The sequence below is a fragment of the Lentzea sp. HUAS12 genome (assembly GCF_024125735.1).
In the GTDB taxonomy this organism is placed as follows: domain Bacteria; phylum Actinomycetota; class Actinomycetes; order Mycobacteriales; family Pseudonocardiaceae; genus Lentzea; species Lentzea albida.
The window spans coordinates 6595021-6613153 of the sequence record NZ_CP099738.1; the positions used below are offsets into that span (position 1 = coordinate 6595021).

Sequence of the window (18133 nt, forward strand, 5' to 3'; positions counted from 1 at the left end):
CCCTCGATGGACTTCCGCGTGAAGCCGGTGCGCGACTGGCGGCTCGGCACCCGCCTCGCCCTGGGCCTCGGTGCCCTGGCGCTGACCGTGTTCGCGATCGTCGGCTGGGTCATGGTCTCGTCGATGAAGGACTTCCTCGACCGCCGCCTCGACGACCAGATGGTGATCAGCCAGACGAGCGCGGTCAAGGAGATCGACGCCCACGGCAAGGTCTCCAAGCTGCCGCCGGACTGGTACGCCGTCGTCTACAAGATCGAGGACGGTCAGCTCCAGGCCCAGCCGGGCGACCAGCAGCCCGCCGACCGCGAGGAGTTCGACGCGCTCGCGAGGAGGGCGCTGACCGCCGACGAGTTCCAGACCGAGTACCTGCGCGGCGAGGGCAAGTTCCGGCTGCGCGCGTGCCAGGTCGTCAAGGACGAGTGGATCCTCGTCAGCGCGGCTCCGACCACCGACCGCGACGACACGATCTCCCAGCTGGTCACGGTCGCCGTGATCGCGTTCATGGCCGCGCTGATCGCGCTGGTCGCGGGCGGTCAGGCGCTGATCCGCAAGGGCATGCGGCCGTTGTCGGACATGGCCGACACCGCGCACGACATCTCCTCGCACGACCTCACCGACTCGGGCGACCTCACCGTCCGCGTGGACGGACGAGGCGGCGGCGTCGAGGTCGAGGAGCTGCGCGAGGCGTTCAACAAGATGCTCGCGCACATCGACTCTTCTTTGGCGGCCCGCACGGCCGCAGAGCAACGCCTCCGCCGGTTCATCGCCGACGCCTCACACGAGTTGAGGACGCCCCTCACGTCGTTGCGGGGCTACGCGGACCTCTTCAAGTACGCGGCGGCCAACGAGCCGGGCGAACGCGAGAAGCACCTGGAGAAGCTGCGGTCCGAGGCGTCCCGCATGAGCGTCCTGCTGGACGACCTGTTGTTGCTGGCGCGCCTGGACTCCGCCGAGTCCGAACCGCCGCTGCGCCCCGAGGAGCTCGACCTCTCGGTCGTCGCGGAGGCGGCGGCGGACGCGTTCCAGGCGGCCCGTCCGACGCACTCGCTGTCGCTGGACGCCGACACGGTGACCATGACCGCGGACCCGACCCGGCTGCGGCAGGTGCTCGACAACCTGCTGACCAACGCGGCCGTGCACACGCCCGCGGGCACGTCGGTCCAGCTGAAGGTGACCGCCGAGAACGGCTGGGCGGTGATCCGGGTCAGCGACACCGGTCCCGGCATCCCCGCGGCGGACCAGGCGCGGATCTTCGACCGGTTCTACCGCGTGGACGACTCGCGGACCCGGCAGCGCGGGGGCAGCGGGCTGGGGCTCGCGGTGGTGCAGTCGCTGGTGGAGGCGCACGGCGGGACGATCGAGCTGGCGAGCCGGCCGGGGGCGACGGTGTTCACGATCCGCCTCCCCCGGCACCCGGCCTGACTCAGTTCACTCCGCCTGCGAGCTCGTCGCCCACAGGTCGATGCCCGACTCGACGGCGTACTTGTCGATCTCGGCCAGTTCGTCGTCGGTCAGCGGCGGCGCCTGCAACGCCGCGAGGTTCTGCTCCAGCTGCCCCACCGAGGACGCGCCGATCAACGCCGACGTCACCCGCGGGTCCCGGATCGTCCACGTCAGCGCCAGCTGCGCGAGCGACTGCCCGCGCGACTTGGCGATCTCGTTCAGCGACCGGATGCGGCCGAGGTTCTGCTCGGTCAGCAGGTCCGTCGACAGCGACTTGCCCTGCGTCGCCCGCGACCCCTCGGGGATCCCGTCGAGGTAGCGGTCGGTCAGCATGCCCTGCGCGAGCGGCGAGAACGCGATGCAGCCGGCGCCGACCTCCTCCAGGGTGTCCAGCAGCTCGGGCTCGATCCAGCGGTTGAGCATCGAGTAGGACGGCTGGTGGATCAGCAACGGCACCCCGGCCGACTTCAGCAGCTGTGCGGCCTCGCGGGTCTTCGCGGGCGAGTACGACGAGATGCCGACGTAGAGCGCCTTGCCCTGCTGCACCGCGGACACGAGCGCGCCCATCGTCTCCTCGAGCGGCGTCTCGGGGTCGAACCGGTGCGAGTAGAAGATGTCGACGTAGTCGAGGCCCATCCGGGTCAGCGACTGGTCGAGCGAGCTGAGCAGGTACTTGCGGCTGCCCCACTCGCCGTACGGACCCGGCCACATGTCGTAGCCCGCCTTCGACGAGATCACCAGCTCGTCGCGGTACGGCCGGAGATCGTCCTTCAGGATCTGCCCGAACGTGATCTCCGCCGAGCCGTAGGGCGGACCGTAGTTGTTGGCGAGGTCGAAGTGCGTGACACCGAGGTCGAACGCCCTCCGCGCGATCCCGCGGCCCAGCTCGTACGGCCGGTCGCCGCCGAAGTTGTGCCACAGACCGAGGGAGATGGCGGGCAGCTTGAGACCGCTGCGCCCCGTCCGCCGGTAAGTCATCTGGTCGTAGCGCGCGCTATCCGCGAGGTAGGACATGGGACCAACAATGTCACGTCCTCGTGGGACAGAGCAGGACATGATCCGCTCTGTCTCGAGTGGACAACGAACGCCTATAGCAGCCTGACACCGGCCGAAGACGGTCCTGCCGACGTGTGTTCACGTGTGAACAGGTTCAGTCTTGCGGCGGATCTCGCCGTCCCGCCCGGAAAGCCCGGTGGCACACCGAGTTGCGAACTGGCGAACGGACCAGCCTGGCAGTGGGCGAGCGGAGCAGGCCGGGTCGCGCGGATCCCCGGCTGGTCGTCCGCCACGCCCGGTGCTGCGGGCTTCTCCGAGCTCGTCCGAACAAACGTGGCGGAACACGTTCCGGAATGGGACGGGGGTCCACCCGACCTGGGCGGACCCCCGTTTCCGATGGAGCCGGCGAGGGGAATCGAACCCCTAACCTTTCGCTTACAAGGCGAGTGCTCTGCCAATTGAGCTACGCCGGCCGGCTCGTGTTCGCGAACATCGTAAGCGCCCGTTGCGGGTGCTACCTGCGGCGAACGGTCTGCTCTCAGTGTGATCGGATTGCTCCGACCGGAGTCGGACCAACCAACTGAGTGGATCAATGCGTCGGAGTGACCGCCTTGACCAGGTCAGGAGGGTAACCAACGGACAGTGATCATGTCCTCCTTTTCGGGTCGCCCGATCGGAGGTGGCCGATGACACAGCAACAGCCGAAGTGTCCGTCACGATCACACGACGGAGGTGCGAAAGATTTCCACGAACAGCCTGCACGGCCCCGCTCTGCCCGATGACACCACGGTTCACCTGGTACTCGATCTCGCCCTGAAGATCGGTGAGGTCCAAATGTCCAGTGGAGCCGGTGCGGCCGATGTGACAGCGACGATTCTCTCGGTCACCGAGAGCTATGGACTGCCGCACACCGAGGTCGACGTGATCTACACCTCCATCAGCGTGTCGTGTCATCGCGGCACGGAGGCGTTGCCGATCACGTCGATCAGGGTCGTCCGGCAGCGGAGCCTCGACTACACGCGCCTGGCGGACGTCGAGCACCTCGTGCGCAACCTGGGGCCGATCGAGGAAGCGCACGCACGGCTCGAAGACATCGTGAACGCCAAACACCCGTACCCGCGGTGGGTCGCCACCGCCGCGTGGGGAGGCATGGCCGCCGCGGTCGCGTTCCTCGTGGGCGGCGGGCTCGTGCTCGCGCTCACCGCCGCCGCGATCACCGCCGTGGTCGACCGGGTCGGCCGGGTCCTCAACCGGCGCAACCTGCCGTTCTTCTTCCAGCAGCTGGTCGGTGGCGCGCTCGGCACGGGTGCCGCGCTGGCGATCTACTCGACCGGGTTGCTGCCGGTGCGGCCGAGCCTGCTGGTCGCGGTCGGCATCGTCGTGCTGCTGTCCGGGCTCGCCCTGGTCAGCACCGTGCAGGACGCGATCTCCGGCTACAACGTCACCGCCGCGGGCCGCACCGTCGAGACCGTGCTGCTCAGCGCGGGCCTGATCGCGGGCGTCGCGCTGGCGATCCGCTCAGCCGTCCACTTCGGACTGGACATCAAGCTCAGCGATCCCCTGCCCGCGCTGATCTCCGCCGTGCCGATGCAGTTCGCGGCCGGTGCGGCGACGAGCGCGTTCTTCGCACTCGCCTGCTACGCGCGGCCCCGCGCGCTCGTCGCCGCCGCCGTCTCCGGTGCGATCGGCACGGCCGCCTACGGCCTCATGACGAGCCTCGGCCTGGACGCGCTGCTCAGTTCGGCCGTGGCCGCCGCGATCACCGGGTTCGGCGGCGCGACGCTGACCCGCCGGCTGCGCATCCCGACCCTCGTCGTCGTGCAGGCGGGCGTGGTTCCGCTGCTGCCCGGCTGGACCACCTACCGGGGCCTGTTCCAGCTGACCGCGGAAGGCGATCCGGCCGGGCTGAGCACGCTGGTGTTCGCGAGCGGCATCGCACTCGCCCTGGCGGGAGGCGTCGTGTTCGGCGAGTACCTGGCCCAGCCGGTGCGCACCGGGCTGGGGCGGCTGGAGCGCAAGTTCGCCGGACCGCGGCTGTCCGGGCCGCTCAGGCCGACCAAGCGTCGGTTGGAGTGAACCTCCTTGTGACAGCCGTTACACGACACGCGACACGTTCGCGTCGGCACTAACGTGGGCATTTGTGAGCATGGACATTGGCGAGAACGGGGCGGAATTCGTAGTCGTGGCCAACCGGCTGCCGGTTGACCTGGAGCGCCTGCCCGACGGGACCGAGCGGTGGAAACACAGCCCCGGCGGACTGGTGAGCGCTCTGGAGCCCTTCCTCCGCTCACACAGCGGCGCGTGGGTCGGCTGGCCCGGTGTCGCGGACGCCGAGGTGGCGCCGTTCGAGGACGACGGCCTGCTGCTGCACCCCGTCGAGCTCTCGGCCAAGGACGTCGAGGACTACTACGAGGGCTTCTCCAACGGCACCCTCTGGCCGCTCTACCACGACGTCGTGGCGCAGCCCGCGTTCCACCGGCACTGGTGGAACACCTACGTGAAGGTCAACCAGCGGTTCGCCGACGCGACCGCGAAGGTGGCCGCGCAGGGCGCGACGGTGTGGGTGCAGGACTACCAGCTGCAGCTCGTCCCGGCGATGCTGCGCGAGCAGCGGCCCGACCTCAAGATCGGCTTCTTCCTGCACATCCCGTTCCCGCCCGTCGAGCTGTTCATGCAGCTCCCGTGGCGCACGGAGATCATCCGCGGCCTGCTCGGCGCCGACCTGGTGGGCTTCCACCGTCCCGGCGGCGCGCAGAACTTCCTCTGGCTGGCGCGGCGCCTCGTCGGCCTCGAACCGAGTCGCGGCACCGTCGGCGTCCGCACCCGGCCGGGTGTCGTCCAGGTCGGCGACCGCACGGTGCGCGTCGGCGCGTTCCCGATCTCGATCGACAGCGCGGGCCTCGACGCGGTGGCCCGCCGCAAGGAGACGCAGGCCCGCGCGAAGCAGATTCGAGCGGACCTCGGCAACCCCAAGCGCATCCTGCTGGGCGTGGACCGCCTCGACTACACCAAGGGCATCGACGTCCGGATCCGCGCTCTGTACGAGCTGATCGCGGACGGGCGCGTGGACCCCGAGGACGTCGCGATGGTCCAGCTCGCCACGCCCAGCCGGGAGCGCGTCGACCACTACGTGACGATGCGCAAGGACATCGAGCAGTCCGTCGGCCGGATCAACGGCGAGTTCGGCCGCGTCGGCAAGCCCGTCGTGCACTACCTGCACCAGTCGGTGAACCGCGAGGAGCTCGTCGCGTTCATGAGCGCGGCGGACGTCATGGTCGTCACGCCCGTTCGGGACGGAATGAACCTCGTGTGCAAGGAGTACGTCGCCTGCCGATATGATCTTGGTGGAGCTCTGGTGCTCAGTGAGTTCGCCGGCGCTGCCGCAGAACTGACCAGCGCGTTCCTGGTGAACCCCCATGATCTGGACGGTGTCAAGAACGCACTGCAGGCCGCCCTCGACATCGATCCCGCCGAAGGCCGCCGTAGGATGCGCGCGCTGCGCCGCCAAGTCCTCACCCACGACGTTGATCGCTGGGCAAGGTCGTTCCTGGAGGCGTTGGGCACGCAGACCTCGGTCTGAATCCTTTCAGACCTGCCATATGACCCATCGAGTGCTCCAGGAGGGGCGTTGACCGCCGAGGCCCTCCCCGCCGAACTGCGCAGAGCGATCGTTCAGCTCGCGCGGACCCCACGACTGCTGGTCGCGAGCGACTACGACGGAACACTCGCTCCGATCGTGGCCGACCCGGAGCAGGCCCGACCGCTCCCGGAGTCGGTGAACGCGCTGCGTTCGCTCGCATCGCTGCACGAGACCACATCCGCCGTGATCTCGGGTCGCGCGCTGCGCGACCTGGCCACGCTGTCCCGCCTGCCCGGCGAGGTCCACCTCGTCGGGTCGCACGGTTCCGAGTTCGACGTCGGCTTCGTCCACGCGCTGGACGCGGACGCCAAGGCGTTGTTGCGCCGGCTCGAGGCCGAGCTGGAACAGATCGCCGAAGGCCAGGAGGGCGTCCAGCTCGAGGTCAAGCCCGCCTCCGTCGCCGTGCACGTGCGCCGTGCCGCGACGGAAGCGATCGGCGAGGCCGTGCTGTCCGCCGTCCGCTCCGGCCCGTGCACCTGGGAGGGTGTGCAGGTCACCGAGGGCAAGGCCGTCATCGAGCTGGCCGTCGTCGAGACGAACAAGGGCCAGGCCCTCGACATCCTGCGCCACCAGGTCGGCGCCACCGCGGCGATCTTCCTGGGCGACGACGTGACGGACGAGAAGGCGTTCGCGCGCCTGTCCGGTCCCGACCTCGGCATCCGCGTGGGCGCCGGCGAGTCGCTGGCCGAGCACTACGTGAGCGACCCGTCCGACGTGGCGACGGTGCTGGCGTTCCTGCTGGAGGAGCGCCGCGCGTGGCTGCACGGCGACCAGGCCGTGCCGATCGAGCGCCTGACGATGCTCGCGAACGAGCGTTCGGTGGCCCTCGTGACGCCCGACGCCAAGGTCAACTGGCTGTGCCACCCCGAGCCGGACTCCGCGGCGATCTTCGCGGACCTGCTGGGCGGCCCGGCCGCGGGTCACTTCTCGATCAAGCCGGAGCACGGGTCGCTGCCGCTGGGCCAGCGCTACCTGCCGGGCACGATGATCGTGGAGACCCGCTGGTCGCGGCTCCTGGTGTCGGACTACCTGGAGCACAACCTCGCCTCGCACCGGACGGACCTCGTGCGCCGGATCTCCGGCTCCACGAACGCGGTGATCACGTTCGCGCCGCGCCCCGAGTTCGGGCAGGTGCCGGTGCGGCTGCTGCGCGAGCGCGACGGGCTGCGCGTCGTCGGCACCTCGGACCCGATGGTGCTGCGCTCGCCGGGCGTCGACTGGGAGATCACCTCCGACGGCCAGCAGGAGACCGCGCGCGCCGTCGTCCGGCCGCGTGAGGGCGCTCCGGTGCTGCTGGAGCTGCGTTGCGGCACCGACGACATCTCCGAGCACCCGCTGAACGAGTCGGTGCGCCGCGACCTCGCCGCCAGCTACTGGTCGGACTGGGCCGCGGGCCTGCACCTGCCGAAGGTGCAGACGGACCTGGTGCTGCGCTCGGCGCTGACCCTGCGCGGCCTGGTCCACAAGGACTCCGGCTCGATCATGGCGGCGGCCACCACGTCACTGCCCGAGGAGCTCGGCGGCGTCCGCAACTGGGACTACCGCTACTGCTGGCTGCGCGACGGCGCCATGACCGCGTCCGCTCTCGTGTCCGTGGGCTCGTTCGCGGAGGCCGACGGCTTCCTGGCGTGGCTGCACGGCGTCCTGGAGACCATCCCGGGCCCGGAGCGCCTGCACCCGCTCTACACGCTGCACGGCACCCAGCTGGGCGCCGAGGCGGTCATCGAGTCGCTGCCCGGCTACGCGGGCTCCCGCCCGGTGCGCGTGGGCAACCTCGCCAACCAGCAGGTGCAGCTCGACGTGTTCGGCCCGGTCGTCGACCTGGTCGTCTCCCTGGCCACCGCCCGCGGCTCGCTCTCCGACGCCGACTGGGCCATGGTCCAGGCGATGGCCGAGGCCGTCTCGCGCCGCTGGCACGAGCCCGACCACGGCATCTGGGAGGAACGGCACGCGCCGCGCCACCACGTGTACTCGAAGGTCATGTGCTGGCTGACCATCGACCGCGCGATCAAGCTCGGCGAGCAGTTCGGCCGCTCGTTGGACCCGTCGTGGGTGCCGCTGCGCGACACGATCGCCACCGACGTGCTCAAGAACGGCTGGAACGACGAGGTCCAGTCCTTCACCACGGCCTACGACGGCGACGACCTCGACGCGGCCTCCCTGTTCGTCGGCCTGTCGGGCCTGATCGACCCCACCGACGAGCGCTTCCAGTCGACGGTGACGGCCATCGAGGCGGAACTGCGGTCCGGCTCCACCGTGTACCGCTACCACCGCGACGACGGCCTGCCGGGCGACGAGGGCGGCTTCCACCTCTGCGCCGCCTGGATGATCGAGGCCTACCTGCTCACCGGTCGCCGCACCGAGGCCGAGGAGCTGTTCAGCCAGATCGTCGCCGCAGCCGGCCCCACCGGCCTGCTGCCCGAGGAGTACGACCCGGTGGCCGAGCGCTCGCTGGGCAACCACCCGCAGGCGTACTCGCACCTGGGCCTGATCCGCTGCGCCCAGCTGCTCTCGCAGTGACGTGGTGCCGCCGCGCTCTCAGGGCGCGGCGGCACCCTCTCGATGATCTTCGCCGTCCCCGGCGACCTCCCGTGCAACGTGATCATGTCGCCCCGGATCAGGTGCGCCCACGCCGGCGGCACGAACGGCCGCAGCCGCGCGGTGGCCCGTTCACCGGGGTTGAGCACCGGCTTGGACTCGATCCACAGCGCCGCCACCCGCTGTTGCCTCCCCGTGACGTCCCACAGGGGCCGCTCTCCCCTGGCCCGCAACGGTTCCGCGTCCACCGCCAGCGTCAGCTCGACCCGCAGCACGCCTTGGATCGACTCCACGCACCGCCACTGGTACCAGGCCTCGTCCTGGTCCATCTGGGTCGCCACCTCGGCCAGCAGGGCCCAGAAGCGCGGGGTCTGCCAGGTGTTGCCGTCGAACTCGCCGAGGAGCTGGAGCACGAGCTCCCACTCCTCCAGGTCGAGGTAGTCGAGCAGGTCGGCGCCGCGCACCTCGGAGGGCACCATGGACGCGGCGAACCGCAACAACTCACCGATCTCGCCGTCGTGTCTCCCCAACACGCGCTCATTCGATCACGGCGCGTGCGACGGGCCTCGGCGGGCCGCACCCCGGCCTGGCCGGTTGGTTTCGGCTGGCGCGCCTCGTCTCCAGGCGACGCCGGTTCCGCCACGCAGGCCACCGCACACGCCGCTTCGCGCGACCTCCGTGGTGTCAGAGCCGTGTGTGCACCCTCGCCGGGTCCGCACCACCTGTTGACGCACCACAGGCCTAGCCCGCGCCGCCACCAGTCACCACCCGCCCGGCCCGCGCCGCCACCGCCTGGGACCACCACAGCAGGCCCCATCACGCCGCCGCCATCCCCTCGCCCCCGCGCCGCATCTCTCCCCAGCAGCGCGGCAACGGCGGCCAGCACCTCAGTCGTCGCCCTGGCCCTCGCCACCCTTGCCGTCCCCGCCCTTGCCGCTGCGCCGCCGGTTCAGCCCCAGCACCTCCAGCGCGGACACCAGGTCGTTCGCCACCAGCGCCCGCACCCCGTCCGGCAGCGGCCCGTGGTCCGGCGGCACCAGGGCCTTCTTGAACCCGAGCCGCGCGGCCTCCTGCAGGCGCTTGCCGACGCCGTTGACGCGCCGGATCTCCCCCGCGAGCCCCACCTCGCCGAGCACCACGAGGTCGGCGGGCAGGGCGATCTCGCGTTCGGCGGAGGCCACCGCCAGCACGACGGCGAGGTCGGCGGCCGGCTCGACCAGGCGCATGCCGCCCACCGTCGCCGTGAAGACGTCCTTCTGGAACAGGTTGACCTTGCCTCGCTTCTCCAGCACCGCGAGGGCCATCGAGATGCGCGCCGAGTCGAGGCCGCTCACCGCGCGCCGGGGCGCGGGCAGGTTCGTCTTGGCCACCAGGGCCTGCACCTCGCCGAGCATCGGGCGCTTGCCCTCGACGATCACCGTGACGCAGGTGCCCTCGACGGCCTTCTCGCGGCGCGTCAGGAAGAGGCCCGACGGGTCCGGCACGCCCACGATGCCGTCGTCGCGGAGCTCGAAGCAGCCCACCTCGTCGGCCGCTCCGTAGCGGTTCTTGATGCCGCGCAGCAGCCTCAGGCTGGAGTGGCGGTCGCCCTCGAACTGGAGCACCACGTCGACGAGGTGCTCCAGAACCCTGGGCCCCGCAACGGATCCGTCCTTCGTGACGTGTCCTACCAGGACTACCGGCAGGCCGCGTTCCTTGGCCATCGCGATCAGTCCTGATGCGACGGTGCGCACCTGCGTGACGCCGCCGGGGACGCCCTCGACGCTCACCGTCGACATGGTCTGCACCGAGTCGACGATCAGCATGGACGGCTTCACCTGGTCGACCTGGCCGAGCAACGCGCTGAGCTCGCTCTCGGCCGCCAGGTACATCTCGGCGTGGAGGTTGCCGGTGCGTTCGGCGCGCAGCCGCACCTGGCCCGCGGACTCCTCGCCCGTGACGTAGAGGCAGCGGCCGTGCGACTCGGCCCAGCGGTGCGCCGTCTCCAGCAGCAACGTCGACTTGCCCACGCCGGGCTCACCGGCCAGCAGCACGACGGCACCGGGCACCAGACCGCCGCCGAGCACCCGGTCGAACTCGCTGACGCCGGTGGAGAGCGCCCGCGCCGACTCGATGTCGACCTCGCCGATCGGCCGGGCGGCGGACGTCGGCGCGCCCGCCACCACGCGCGTCACCGACGCGGTGCCCCGTTCCTCGATGCTGCCCCACGCCTGGCACTCGGGGCAGCGGCCGAACCACTTCGCCACCTCGTGCCCGCACTCGGCACAACGGAAGATCGGCCGCGCTGTCTTCGCCACGACCAGAACGTTAGAGGACGACACCGACAGAAACGCGCACCGCAGGTCAGGGCACATCCGACAGAAACTTCGAAGATTTTCGAGGCCTGTTGTCGATCCGGCGCGGTGCCGGTTCGACGCATCAGTGGAAGGACACGACACAGCCTGGAGGACACCGTGAGCACCGCAACCGCAACCACGACGCAGACCCGCAAGTTCGCGCTCGGCCGCTACGCCACCGTCGTCACCCGCGTGCTGACCGGGCTCCTGTTCACCACGACCGGCCTGAACGGCTTCCTGCTCTTCATGCCCGCCCCGGATCCGAGCACGATGGCACCGGGAGGCGTGGCGTTCAACGCCGCGCTCTACGCCACCGGCTACATGCTCCAGCTGACGTGCGCGGTGCAGCTGGTCTCCGGCGTGCTGCTCGTCATCGGCCGGTTCGTGCCGCTGGCGCTGGCGCTGCTGGCCCCGGTGGTCGTGAACATCTTCCTGTTCCACCTCTTCCTGGAGCCGAGCGGCACGGTCATGGGCCTGCTCGTGGTGGCCGCGGAGATCGGCCTGGCGTGGGCGTACCGCGACAAGTTCCGCCCGATGCTCCAGCCCCGCTAGAAGCCCCGAGAACAACAAAACGCCGCCCCTGGGGTAGCCCCAGGGGCGGCGTTTCGAAGTGTTCGCGAGTTCGCGTCGGTCGTCCGGCCGCCGCTTCAGGTCAACCGCCGAAGGCGATTCGGCCCGAAGCGGTGGTCGGACGACCGACTTCCCGGCGAACTCGCCGCCGCTGCGCAGCAGCGGCAGAAGACTCAGTGGCCGCCGGACTCGCCGTGGTCACTCGTGCGCTTGTGCTCGGACGGCGCCACCGGCACCTCGAGCGTCACCGAGCCGGCCTTCTCGAACAGGAACGTGATCTTGACGGTCTGGGCCGCCACCACGTCGCGGTTCAGCTTCTTGAGCGTGCAGCGGATCTGCAGCACCTCGAGGTCGGGGTCGACCGCGGTGGGCGCGGCCGAGGAGTTCGACGGACGACCGGTCGACGACGCAGCAGACGACGCCGCGGACGACGGAGCGCCCGTGGACGACACGCCGGAGGACGGCACGCCCGCGCTGGACGACGGCGTGCCCGCACCGGAGGACGGCGCCGCGCTGGACGACGGCGCACCCGAGGTCGGCACGACCGACGAGGAGGCGGCGGAGGACGACGGCGACGAGGTCTTCGTCGGCGCCTTCGACGCGTCGTACTCGGCCCGCAGCGCGAACCGCGCCGGGATCTCCTTCGCGCCCACGACCTCGGCCTCGGACTCGGAGGCGTCCGACTTGATCGACAGCAGCTTGTCCAGCGTCTCACCCGTGTTGGCGATGACGAACGTCAGCGGCGCGTCCTCGCCCTCGTGGTACCGGTTGCCGTCCGCCGGGAAGGCGAGCATGGCGTTGCGGACCGCGATGGGACCGGCGTTGCCACTCGCACCGTCGACGGCGGCGACCTGGGTGTCGGTCTGGGTGACCTGACCGGCGCTGCAGCCGACCGCCACCAGGCCGAGGCCAGCGGCCAGCGCTGCCGTCACGATAAACCGGCGAGACACTCCTGAGTTCACGGCTCCAGCGTCCTTCCTAGGGAACAACCACCAGGCAAGGAGCCTAACCGGGGCCCGAATCGAGGACGCGTTGGGCTGCCAGTCGATCTTCGGTGAGACGTACCTTGCACGCGAACAGGTGGTTTGTCAACCCCCCGCATGGCCCTGACCAGCACTAACGGATCATCGAGCAGCAATCGGAGGGTTGCTGGACGTGTTAGGATGGAGGCATCGAAAGGGGCAGAGGACACATGGTTTTCAAGGTCGGAGAGACCGTCGTCTACCCGCACCACGGTGCCGCTCTCATCGAAGCAATCGAGACCCGCGTGATCAAGGGCGAGGAGAAGAAGTACCTCGTTCTCAAGGTAGCGCAGGGCGACCTCACCGTTCGGGTTCCCGCTGACAACGCCGAAATCGTAGGCGTGCGTGACGTTGTCGGCCAGGAAGGGCTCGACAAGGTTTTCGAGGTCTTGCGTGCTCCCCACACCGAGGAGCCGACCAACTGGTCTCGGCGGTACAAGGCCAACCTTGAGAAGCTCGCCTCCGGCGACGTGAACAAGGTTGCGGAAGTGGTGCGCGACCTCTGGCGGCGCGAAAAGGATCGCGGGCTTTCCGCCGGCGAGAAGCGGATGCTGGCGAAGGCGCGGCAGATACTGGTCAGCGAGCTGGCGCTGGCCGAGGGCACCGACGAGGACAAGGCCGAGGTTCTCCTCGACGAAGTTCTCGCCACTGCCTCGTAGTTTTCACAACATCACAACAGAGCATCGGATTCAGTCGCGAACATGAGTGTTGTCGCGCTCGTGCCCGCGGCAGGGCGGGGTGAGCGTCTGGGCTACGGGATGCCCAAGGCGCTCGTGCCGGTCAACGGTGTACCGCTGTTGACCCGTGCGGTTCAAGGTCTGTTCGAGTCGGGCCAGGTCCAGCACGTCGTCATCGCCGCTCCACCGTCCGATGTGGATCAAGTGCACACCGCAACCGCCTCGCTGGCCCCGGCCGGCGGGGCGGTGCACGTGCTTTCAGGGGGTGCCGAGCGCACCGACTCGGTTCGCCTCGCCCTCGACCACGCGCTTCGCGTGATTCCGGACACCTCGATCGTGCTGGTCCACGACGCCGCTCGTGCCTTCACCCCTCCCGAGGTCATCGCCGGTGTCGTCGCCGCCGTGCGCGACGGGTTCGACGCCGTCATCCCGGTGTTGCCGGTCGCCGACACGATCAAACAGGTGGACGAGGTCGGAGTGGTCGTCTCCACGCCTGATCGGGCCGGGCTGCGGGTCGTGCAGACCCCGCAGGGATTCAGAGCAGAGACTCTCAAAGCCGCCTACAGCTCCGGTATCGCCGCGACTGATGACGCTGGTCTCGTCGAGAAGAACGGTGTCCGGGTCCACACGGTTCCCGGGCACGCACACGCCATGAAGATCACCACGCCGTTCGACCTCGCGGTCGCGGAAGCACTGTTCAGCGGAGGCCAGGAGTGAGGATCGGCCAGGGCGTCGACGTCCACCCGATCGAGTCAGGTCGTGAGTGCTGGATCGCCGGTCTGCTGTGGGAGGGCGTCGACGGCTGCGCCGGCCACTCCGACGGCGACGTGGCGTCCCACGCGCTGTGCGACGCGTTGCTCTCCGCTGCCGGGCTGGGTGACCTGGGAGCCGTCTTCGGCACGTCCGATCCGCGCTGGTCGGGCGCGCACGGCGTGGTCCTGCTCACGGAGGTGCGCCGCCTCGTCGAAGAGGCGGGCTACCGTGTGGGAAACGCCACAGTGCAGGTCATCGGCAACGAGCCGCGCATCGGCAAGCGCCGCGACGAGGCCCAGAAAGCGCTCTCCGACGCCGTCGGCGGCCCGGTGTCGGTCGCCGGCACCACCACGGACGGTCTGGGTCTCACAGGGCGGAACGAGGGCATCGCCGCGATCGCGACGGCCCTGCTCATCCCCGTAGCCTGACGACCATGGCCACGCTTTCGGAATCGCAGCGCGAACTCCTGGACAGCCCCAACTTCGCCACCGTCGCGACCCTCACCAAGGACGGCAGCCCGCAGACCTCCGTCGTCTGGATCAAGCGCGACGGGGACGACGTCCTGTTCTCCACCGTCGCCGGCCGTGCGAAGGAACGCCATCTGCAGCGCGACCCGCGGGTCAGCATCACCGTGACGAACAAGGACAACCCGTACCAGTACAGCGAGTTCCGCGGTGAGGCGTCGCTGACCACCGAGGGCGGCGACGAGCTGATCAACGAGCTGTCGCACAAGTACGCGGGCCAGGACTACGCCGGCGACGAGGGCACCGACAACGTGCGCGTCGTCGTCCGCGTGCAGGTCGCCAAGACCACCGGCAACGCCTAGCGCGCCTGACGCTGCGCGGGGACGTTGAGCACCGCGGTGCCGCCGTCGAGGTCCACCCGGCTTCGCGGCGGCGCCCCGTCGCCCTCCTCGTCGCGCAACTGCCGCTCCTCCGCGCGGAACTCCAGCTCGTCGCGCTTTCCCGCCTCGAACGTCGCGCCCAGCTCGCCGATGCCCGCCGTGGCCAGCGGCGTGCCCTTCTTCTTGTTGCGCACGAATCTCTCGACCACGGCCAGGAAGAACAGGGCCGCCACCAACGCGGGCAGCGACATCGCGAACAGGAACCCCAGGCTCATACCTCGACAACTCCCCGTTCGAGGGTGTGGTTCCCGCCACTAACATCCACCTGGTGCCCAAGTACGACGTGTGCCTCTCCTTCGCCGGCGAAGACCGCCCCTACGTCGACGAGGTGGCCCGCCACCTCACCGAACTGGGCGTTTCGCGCTTCTACGACACCGACGAGCAAGCCGATCTCTGGGGCAAGAACCTCGTCGAGCACCTCGACCAGATCTACCGCCACGACTCGCGCTACTGCGTGATGTTCATTTCCGAGCACTACGCCAGGAAGATGTGGACCAAGCACGAGCGGCAGTCCGCGTTCGACCGCGCCCTGGTGTCCGACAGCGAGTACGTGCTGCCCGTCCGGTTCGACGACACCGAGATCCCGGCCCTGCGCGTCGGCACCGGCTACCTGGACCTGCGCAACCGCACGCCGCGCGAGCTGGCCGAGATGATCGCGAAGAAGGTCGGCACGCCGGTCGGCACGCCGAAGGCCGGCTGGGAGTACCAGCTGTTCTCCGACCAGGTGGCGCTGCACATGCGCAACCTCAAGGACAAGCGGATCCGCCACGAGATGGGCGCGGCGAAGCCGACCCGGCTGATCACCGAGGACGTCGACGCGCTGGACACGTTCCGGGCCCGCAGCCGCGCGTTCGACGGCATCCTCAACGCGATCGAGGACCTGTTCTCCCCCGGCCGCGTGCAGATGGCGTTCGGGCCGGCGGGCCGGCCGGGTGACCGCGACAAGATCAAGTACCTGGCCAACAGCTTCGTCGAGCAGTACGAGAGCCTGCTCGACTGGTCGGCCGAGCTGCGCGGCACCACGACGCCCGACCGCTACACGGCCCTCTACAAGACCGCGGCCCTGCTCGCGGACGAGCCGCTGAAGCAGATCGAGCAGTTCGTCGAGGAGTTCGCGGCCGCCACCGACCGGGGCGCGGGCGACCTGCGGCTGAACCTGAAGTACGACATCACGCCCGTCGAAGCCGAGCTCAAAAAGGTCCAGACCACTTAGGCCCTGGGCACGTAGAGTCGGGGGCGTGACGATCCGCGCCGCGCTCTTCGACTTCTCCGGCACGCTGTTCCGGCTCGAGCACCCCGAGCTCGCGTCCAACGGCGACCTGATGCGTGCCCTCACCGCCCCGGTCGGCATCGCCGACGGCATGGACCCCGAGCTGGCCGACGGCTGGTACCGCCGCGACCTCGACCCGGACGTCCACCGCTGGGTGCACGTCCGGGTCCTGAACGACTCGCTCGTCCCGAACGCGGCGGCCCTTTACGACCAGCTGATCTCGCCGGAGTCGTGGGTCCCCTACCCCGACACGAAGGCGACGCTGGAGCACCTGGCGGACGTCCCCGTCGCCGTCGTCAGCAACATCGGCTGGGACATCCGGTCCGTGTTCGAGCTGCACGGCCTCACCCACCTCGTGGACGAGTTCGTGCTCTCCTACGAGGAAGGCGTGATCAAGCCCGACCCGAAGATCTTCACCACCGCGTGCGAACGGCTGGGTGTCGATCCCCGGGATGCCGTGATGGTCGGTGACAGCGAGGAGGCGGACGGCGGAGCGGAGGCGATCGGTTGCTCCTTCCGGCTCGTCAACCCGGTTCCGACGAGTGACCGGCCCAACGCTCTTTTGGATGTGGCCCGTACCATTCCCGTGTGAGCCTCCACATCTACGACACCGCGAGCCGGTCCATGCGGGAGTTCCACCCGCAGGTCAACGGAACGGCGTCGATCTACGTGTGTGGGGCGACCGTGCAGGGCGTGCCGCACATCGGGCACATCCGCAGCGGCCTGAACTTCGACGTCCTGCGCCGCTGGCTCGCCCGTGACGGCGCCGACGTCACGCTGGTCCGCAACGTCACCGACATCGACGACAAGATCCTCACCAAGGCCGCCGACCACGGCAGGCCCTGGTGGGAGTGGGCGTACACGCACGAGCGCGCCTTCGAGGACGCCTACGACGCGCTGGGCTGCCTGCCGCCGTCGTACGCGCCGCGCGCCACCGGCCACGTCACGCAGATGGTCGAGCTGATGCGGCGGCTGATCGACAAGGGCCACGCCTACGACGTCGACGGGGACGTCTACTTCGACGTGCGCTCGTTCCCCGAGTACGGGGCGCTGTCCGGGCAGAAGCTCGACGCGGTGGAGCAGGGTGAGACGGCGGTGCGCGGCAAGCGCGACCCGCGCGACTTCACGCTGTGGAAGGCCGCGAAGCCCGGTGAGCCGTCCTGGCCCACCCCGTGGGGCGACGGGCGGCCCGGCTGGCACCTGGAGTGCTCGGCGATGGCCACGACGTACCTCGGCGGCACGTTCGACATCCACGGCGGCGGGCTCGACCTGATCTTCCCGCACCACGAGAACGAGCAGGCCCAGTCCCGCGCGGCCGGTGACGGCTTCGCGAACTACTGGATGCACAACTACTGGGTGACGCTGTCCGGCGAGAAGATGGCCAAGTCGCTCGGCAACACGGTGTCCATCCCCGCGATGCTCGACAAGGTCCGCGCGCAGGAGCTGCGGTACTACCTGGTGGCGCCGCACTACCGGTCGCACATCGAGTACTCCGAGGACGCGTTGCAGGAGGCGGTGACGGCCTACGGCCGCGTCGAGTCGTTCCTGCGCCGCGCCGTCGAGCGGCTCGGCCCGGTCGAGCTGCGCGGGGACATGTGCCCCGACTTCGTGGTCGCGATGGACAACGACCTGAACACGCCCCAAGCCGTGGCCGCACTGCACAACAAGGTGCGCCAGGGCAACACGGCGCTCGCCGACGGCGACGACGACACGGCCCGTTCCGCGGCCGAGTGCGTCCGCCGGATGGCCGACATCCTCGGCGTCGACCCGTTGTCGCCGAAGTGGAACGACGCCTCGCCCGCCGATCTAGGCATGCGGCAGGCGTTGACCACCCTGGTGGACCGGCTGCTCGCCGAACGCCAGGAAGCCCGCAAGAACAAGGACTTCGCGCGCTCCGACGCGCTGAGGGACCAGTTGTACGACGCGGGCATCGCCGTCGAGGACACCCCCGGCGGTCCGCAGTGGACTTTGAGGGATAACTGAC

Annotated in this window: 16 protein-coding genes and 1 tRNA gene; 12 read left to right on the plus strand and 5 right to left on the minus strand. The window is 69.8% G+C overall.

Features of this window, described 5'->3' with window-relative positions:
- The first annotated feature begins 6 nt into the window (after nt 1-6).
- Entirely contained in the window at nt 7-1422 is a 1416-nt protein-coding gene (locus tag ND450_RS30250; protein WP_253321867.1) for a cell wall metabolism sensor histidine kinase WalK, read from the plus strand.
- 6 nt (nt 1423-1428) lie between these two features.
- Here ND450_RS30250 and mgrA read toward each other — a convergent pair whose 3' ends face one another.
- The gene (mgrA, locus tag ND450_RS30255) at nt 1429-2457 is read right to left on the minus strand and encodes an L-glyceraldehyde 3-phosphate reductase (protein ID WP_253321868.1); all 1029 of its coding nucleotides are present in this window, start codon (nt 2455-2457) and stop codon (nt 1429-1431) included.
- Nucleotides 2458-2836: 379 nt separating this feature from the next.
- Nucleotides 2837-2912 (minus strand) — tRNA-Thr (locus tag ND450_RS30260).
- A gap of 388 nt (nt 2913-3300) precedes the next feature.
- On the opposite strand from ND450_RS30260, the gene ND450_RS30265 reads away from it, so the two are divergent.
- The 3 genes from ND450_RS30265 to otsB all read left to right on the plus strand — a co-directional run bounded on the left by ND450_RS30265 (nt 3301) and on the right by otsB (nt 8599).
- Nucleotides 3301-4515 carry a threonine/serine exporter ThrE family protein gene (locus ND450_RS30265; RefSeq protein ID WP_371927441.1) on the plus strand — a complete coding sequence of 405 codons (1215 nt, stop codon included), beginning with the start codon at nt 3301-3303 and terminating at the stop codon, nt 4513-4515.
- A 70-nt stretch (nt 4516-4585) separates the two neighbouring features.
- The gene (locus ND450_RS30270) at nt 4586-6019 is read left to right on the plus strand and encodes a trehalose-6-phosphate synthase (protein WP_089908442.1); all 1434 of its coding nucleotides are present in this window, start codon (nt 4586-4588) and stop codon (nt 6017-6019) included.
- 48 nt (nt 6020-6067) lie between these two features.
- Nucleotides 6068-8599, plus strand: a complete 2532-nt coding sequence (otsB, locus tag ND450_RS30275; RefSeq protein WP_253321870.1) for a trehalose-phosphatase — start codon at nt 6068-6070, stop codon at nt 8597-8599.
- A gap of 905 nt (nt 8600-9504) precedes the next feature.
- Here the strand turns inward: otsB and radA are convergent.
- A complete protein-coding gene (radA, locus tag ND450_RS30280; protein WP_218159494.1) occupies nt 9505-10914 on the minus strand; it encodes a DNA repair protein RadA in 1410 nt (469 codons plus the stop codon).
- A gap of 156 nt (nt 10915-11070) precedes the next feature.
- Here radA and ND450_RS30285 point away from each other — a divergent pair, with 156 nt between their 5' ends.
- Nucleotides 11071-11505, plus strand: a complete 435-nt coding sequence (locus ND450_RS30285) for a hypothetical protein (RefSeq protein ID WP_253321871.1) — start codon at nt 11071-11073, stop codon at nt 11503-11505.
- Nucleotides 11506-11696: 191 nt separating this feature from the next.
- Here ND450_RS30285 and ND450_RS30290 read toward each other — a convergent pair whose 3' ends face one another.
- On the minus strand, nt 11697-12455 hold the full coding sequence (locus ND450_RS30290; protein WP_253321872.1) for a hypothetical protein: 759 nt from the start codon (nt 12453-12455) through the stop codon (nt 11697-11699).
- 260 nt (nt 12456-12715) lie between these two features.
- On the opposite strand from ND450_RS30290, the gene ND450_RS30295 reads away from it, so the two are divergent.
- From ND450_RS30295 to ND450_RS30310, 4 genes are read left to right on the plus strand one after another with little or no spacing between them, the layout of a single operon-like run.
- Complete coding sequence (locus ND450_RS30295; RefSeq protein WP_012782996.1) at nt 12716-13204, plus strand: CarD family transcriptional regulator; 489 nt, start codon at nt 12716-12718, stop codon at nt 13202-13204.
- Between the two features lie 42 nt (nt 13205-13246).
- Entirely contained in the window at nt 13247-13939 is a 693-nt protein-coding gene (gene ispD / locus ND450_RS30300; RefSeq protein WP_089908427.1) for a 2-C-methyl-D-erythritol 4-phosphate cytidylyltransferase, read from the plus strand.
- Nucleotides 13936-14403 (plus strand): 2-C-methyl-D-erythritol 2,4-cyclodiphosphate synthase, encoded by a 468-nt coding sequence (gene ispF, locus ND450_RS30305; protein WP_253321873.1) that lies wholly within the window; start codon nt 13936-13938, stop codon nt 14401-14403. The genes ispD and ispF overlap by 4 nt, the downstream gene beginning before the upstream one ends.
- 5 nt (nt 14404-14408) lie before the next feature.
- Nucleotides 14409-14801, plus strand: a complete 393-nt coding sequence (locus ND450_RS30310) for a PPOX class F420-dependent oxidoreductase (RefSeq protein WP_253321874.1) — start codon at nt 14409-14411, stop codon at nt 14799-14801.
- On the opposite strand, the gene ND450_RS30315 is transcribed toward ND450_RS30310, so the two are convergent.
- Nucleotides 14798-15094, minus strand: a complete 297-nt coding sequence (locus tag ND450_RS30315; RefSeq protein WP_253321875.1) for a DUF6191 domain-containing protein — start codon at nt 15092-15094, stop codon at nt 14798-14800. The two genes, ND450_RS30310 and ND450_RS30315, sit on opposite strands and share 4 nt — an antisense overlap.
- Before the next feature lie 53 nt (nt 15095-15147).
- Here ND450_RS30315 and ND450_RS30320 point away from each other — a divergent pair, with 53 nt between their 5' ends.
- Genes ND450_RS30320 through cysS form a run of 3 tightly spaced genes read left to right on the plus strand, consistent with a single transcriptional unit; the run spans nt 15148 to nt 18132 of the window.
- On the plus strand, nt 15148-16092 hold the full coding sequence (locus tag ND450_RS30320) for a toll/interleukin-1 receptor domain-containing protein (protein WP_253321876.1): 945 nt from the start codon (nt 15148-15150) through the stop codon (nt 16090-16092).
- A gap of 25 nt (nt 16093-16117) precedes the next feature.
- Nucleotides 16118-16741, plus strand: coding sequence for an HAD family hydrolase (locus tag ND450_RS30325; protein ID WP_253321877.1), 624 nt, complete (start codon nt 16118-16120; stop codon nt 16739-16741).
- Entirely contained in the window at nt 16738-18132 is a 1395-nt protein-coding gene (gene cysS, locus ND450_RS30330) for a cysteine--tRNA ligase (RefSeq protein WP_253321878.1), read from the plus strand. The genes ND450_RS30325 and cysS overlap by 4 nt, the downstream gene beginning before the upstream one ends.
- The last annotated feature ends 1 nt before the right edge of the window (nt 18133 follow it).

Bases quoted from the DNA above. Each gene is read 5' to 3' on its own strand.
- ND450_RS30250 (WP_253321867.1), top strand. From the start codon at position 7: ATGGACTTCCGCGTGAAGCCGGTGCGCGACTGGCGGCTCGGCACCCGC.
- mgrA (WP_253321868.1), bottom strand. From the start codon at position 2,457: ATGTCCTACCTCGCGGATAGCGCGCGCTACGACCAGATGACTTACCGG.
- ND450_RS30270 (WP_089908442.1), top strand. From the start codon at position 4,586: ATGGACATTGGCGAGAACGGGGCGGAATTCGTAGTCGTGGCCAACCGG.
- ND450_RS30295 (WP_012782996.1), top strand. From the start codon at position 12,716: ATGGTTTTCAAGGTCGGAGAGACCGTCGTCTACCCGCACCACGGTGCC.
- ispD (WP_089908427.1), top strand. From the start codon at position 13,247: ATGAGTGTTGTCGCGCTCGTGCCCGCGGCAGGGCGGGGTGAGCGTCTG.
- ND450_RS30310 (WP_253321874.1), top strand. From the start codon at position 14,409: ATGGCCACGCTTTCGGAATCGCAGCGCGAACTCCTGGACAGCCCCAAC.
- ND450_RS30315 (WP_253321875.1), bottom strand. From the start codon at position 15,094: ATGAGCCTGGGGTTCCTGTTCGCGATGTCGCTGCCCGCGTTGGTGGCG.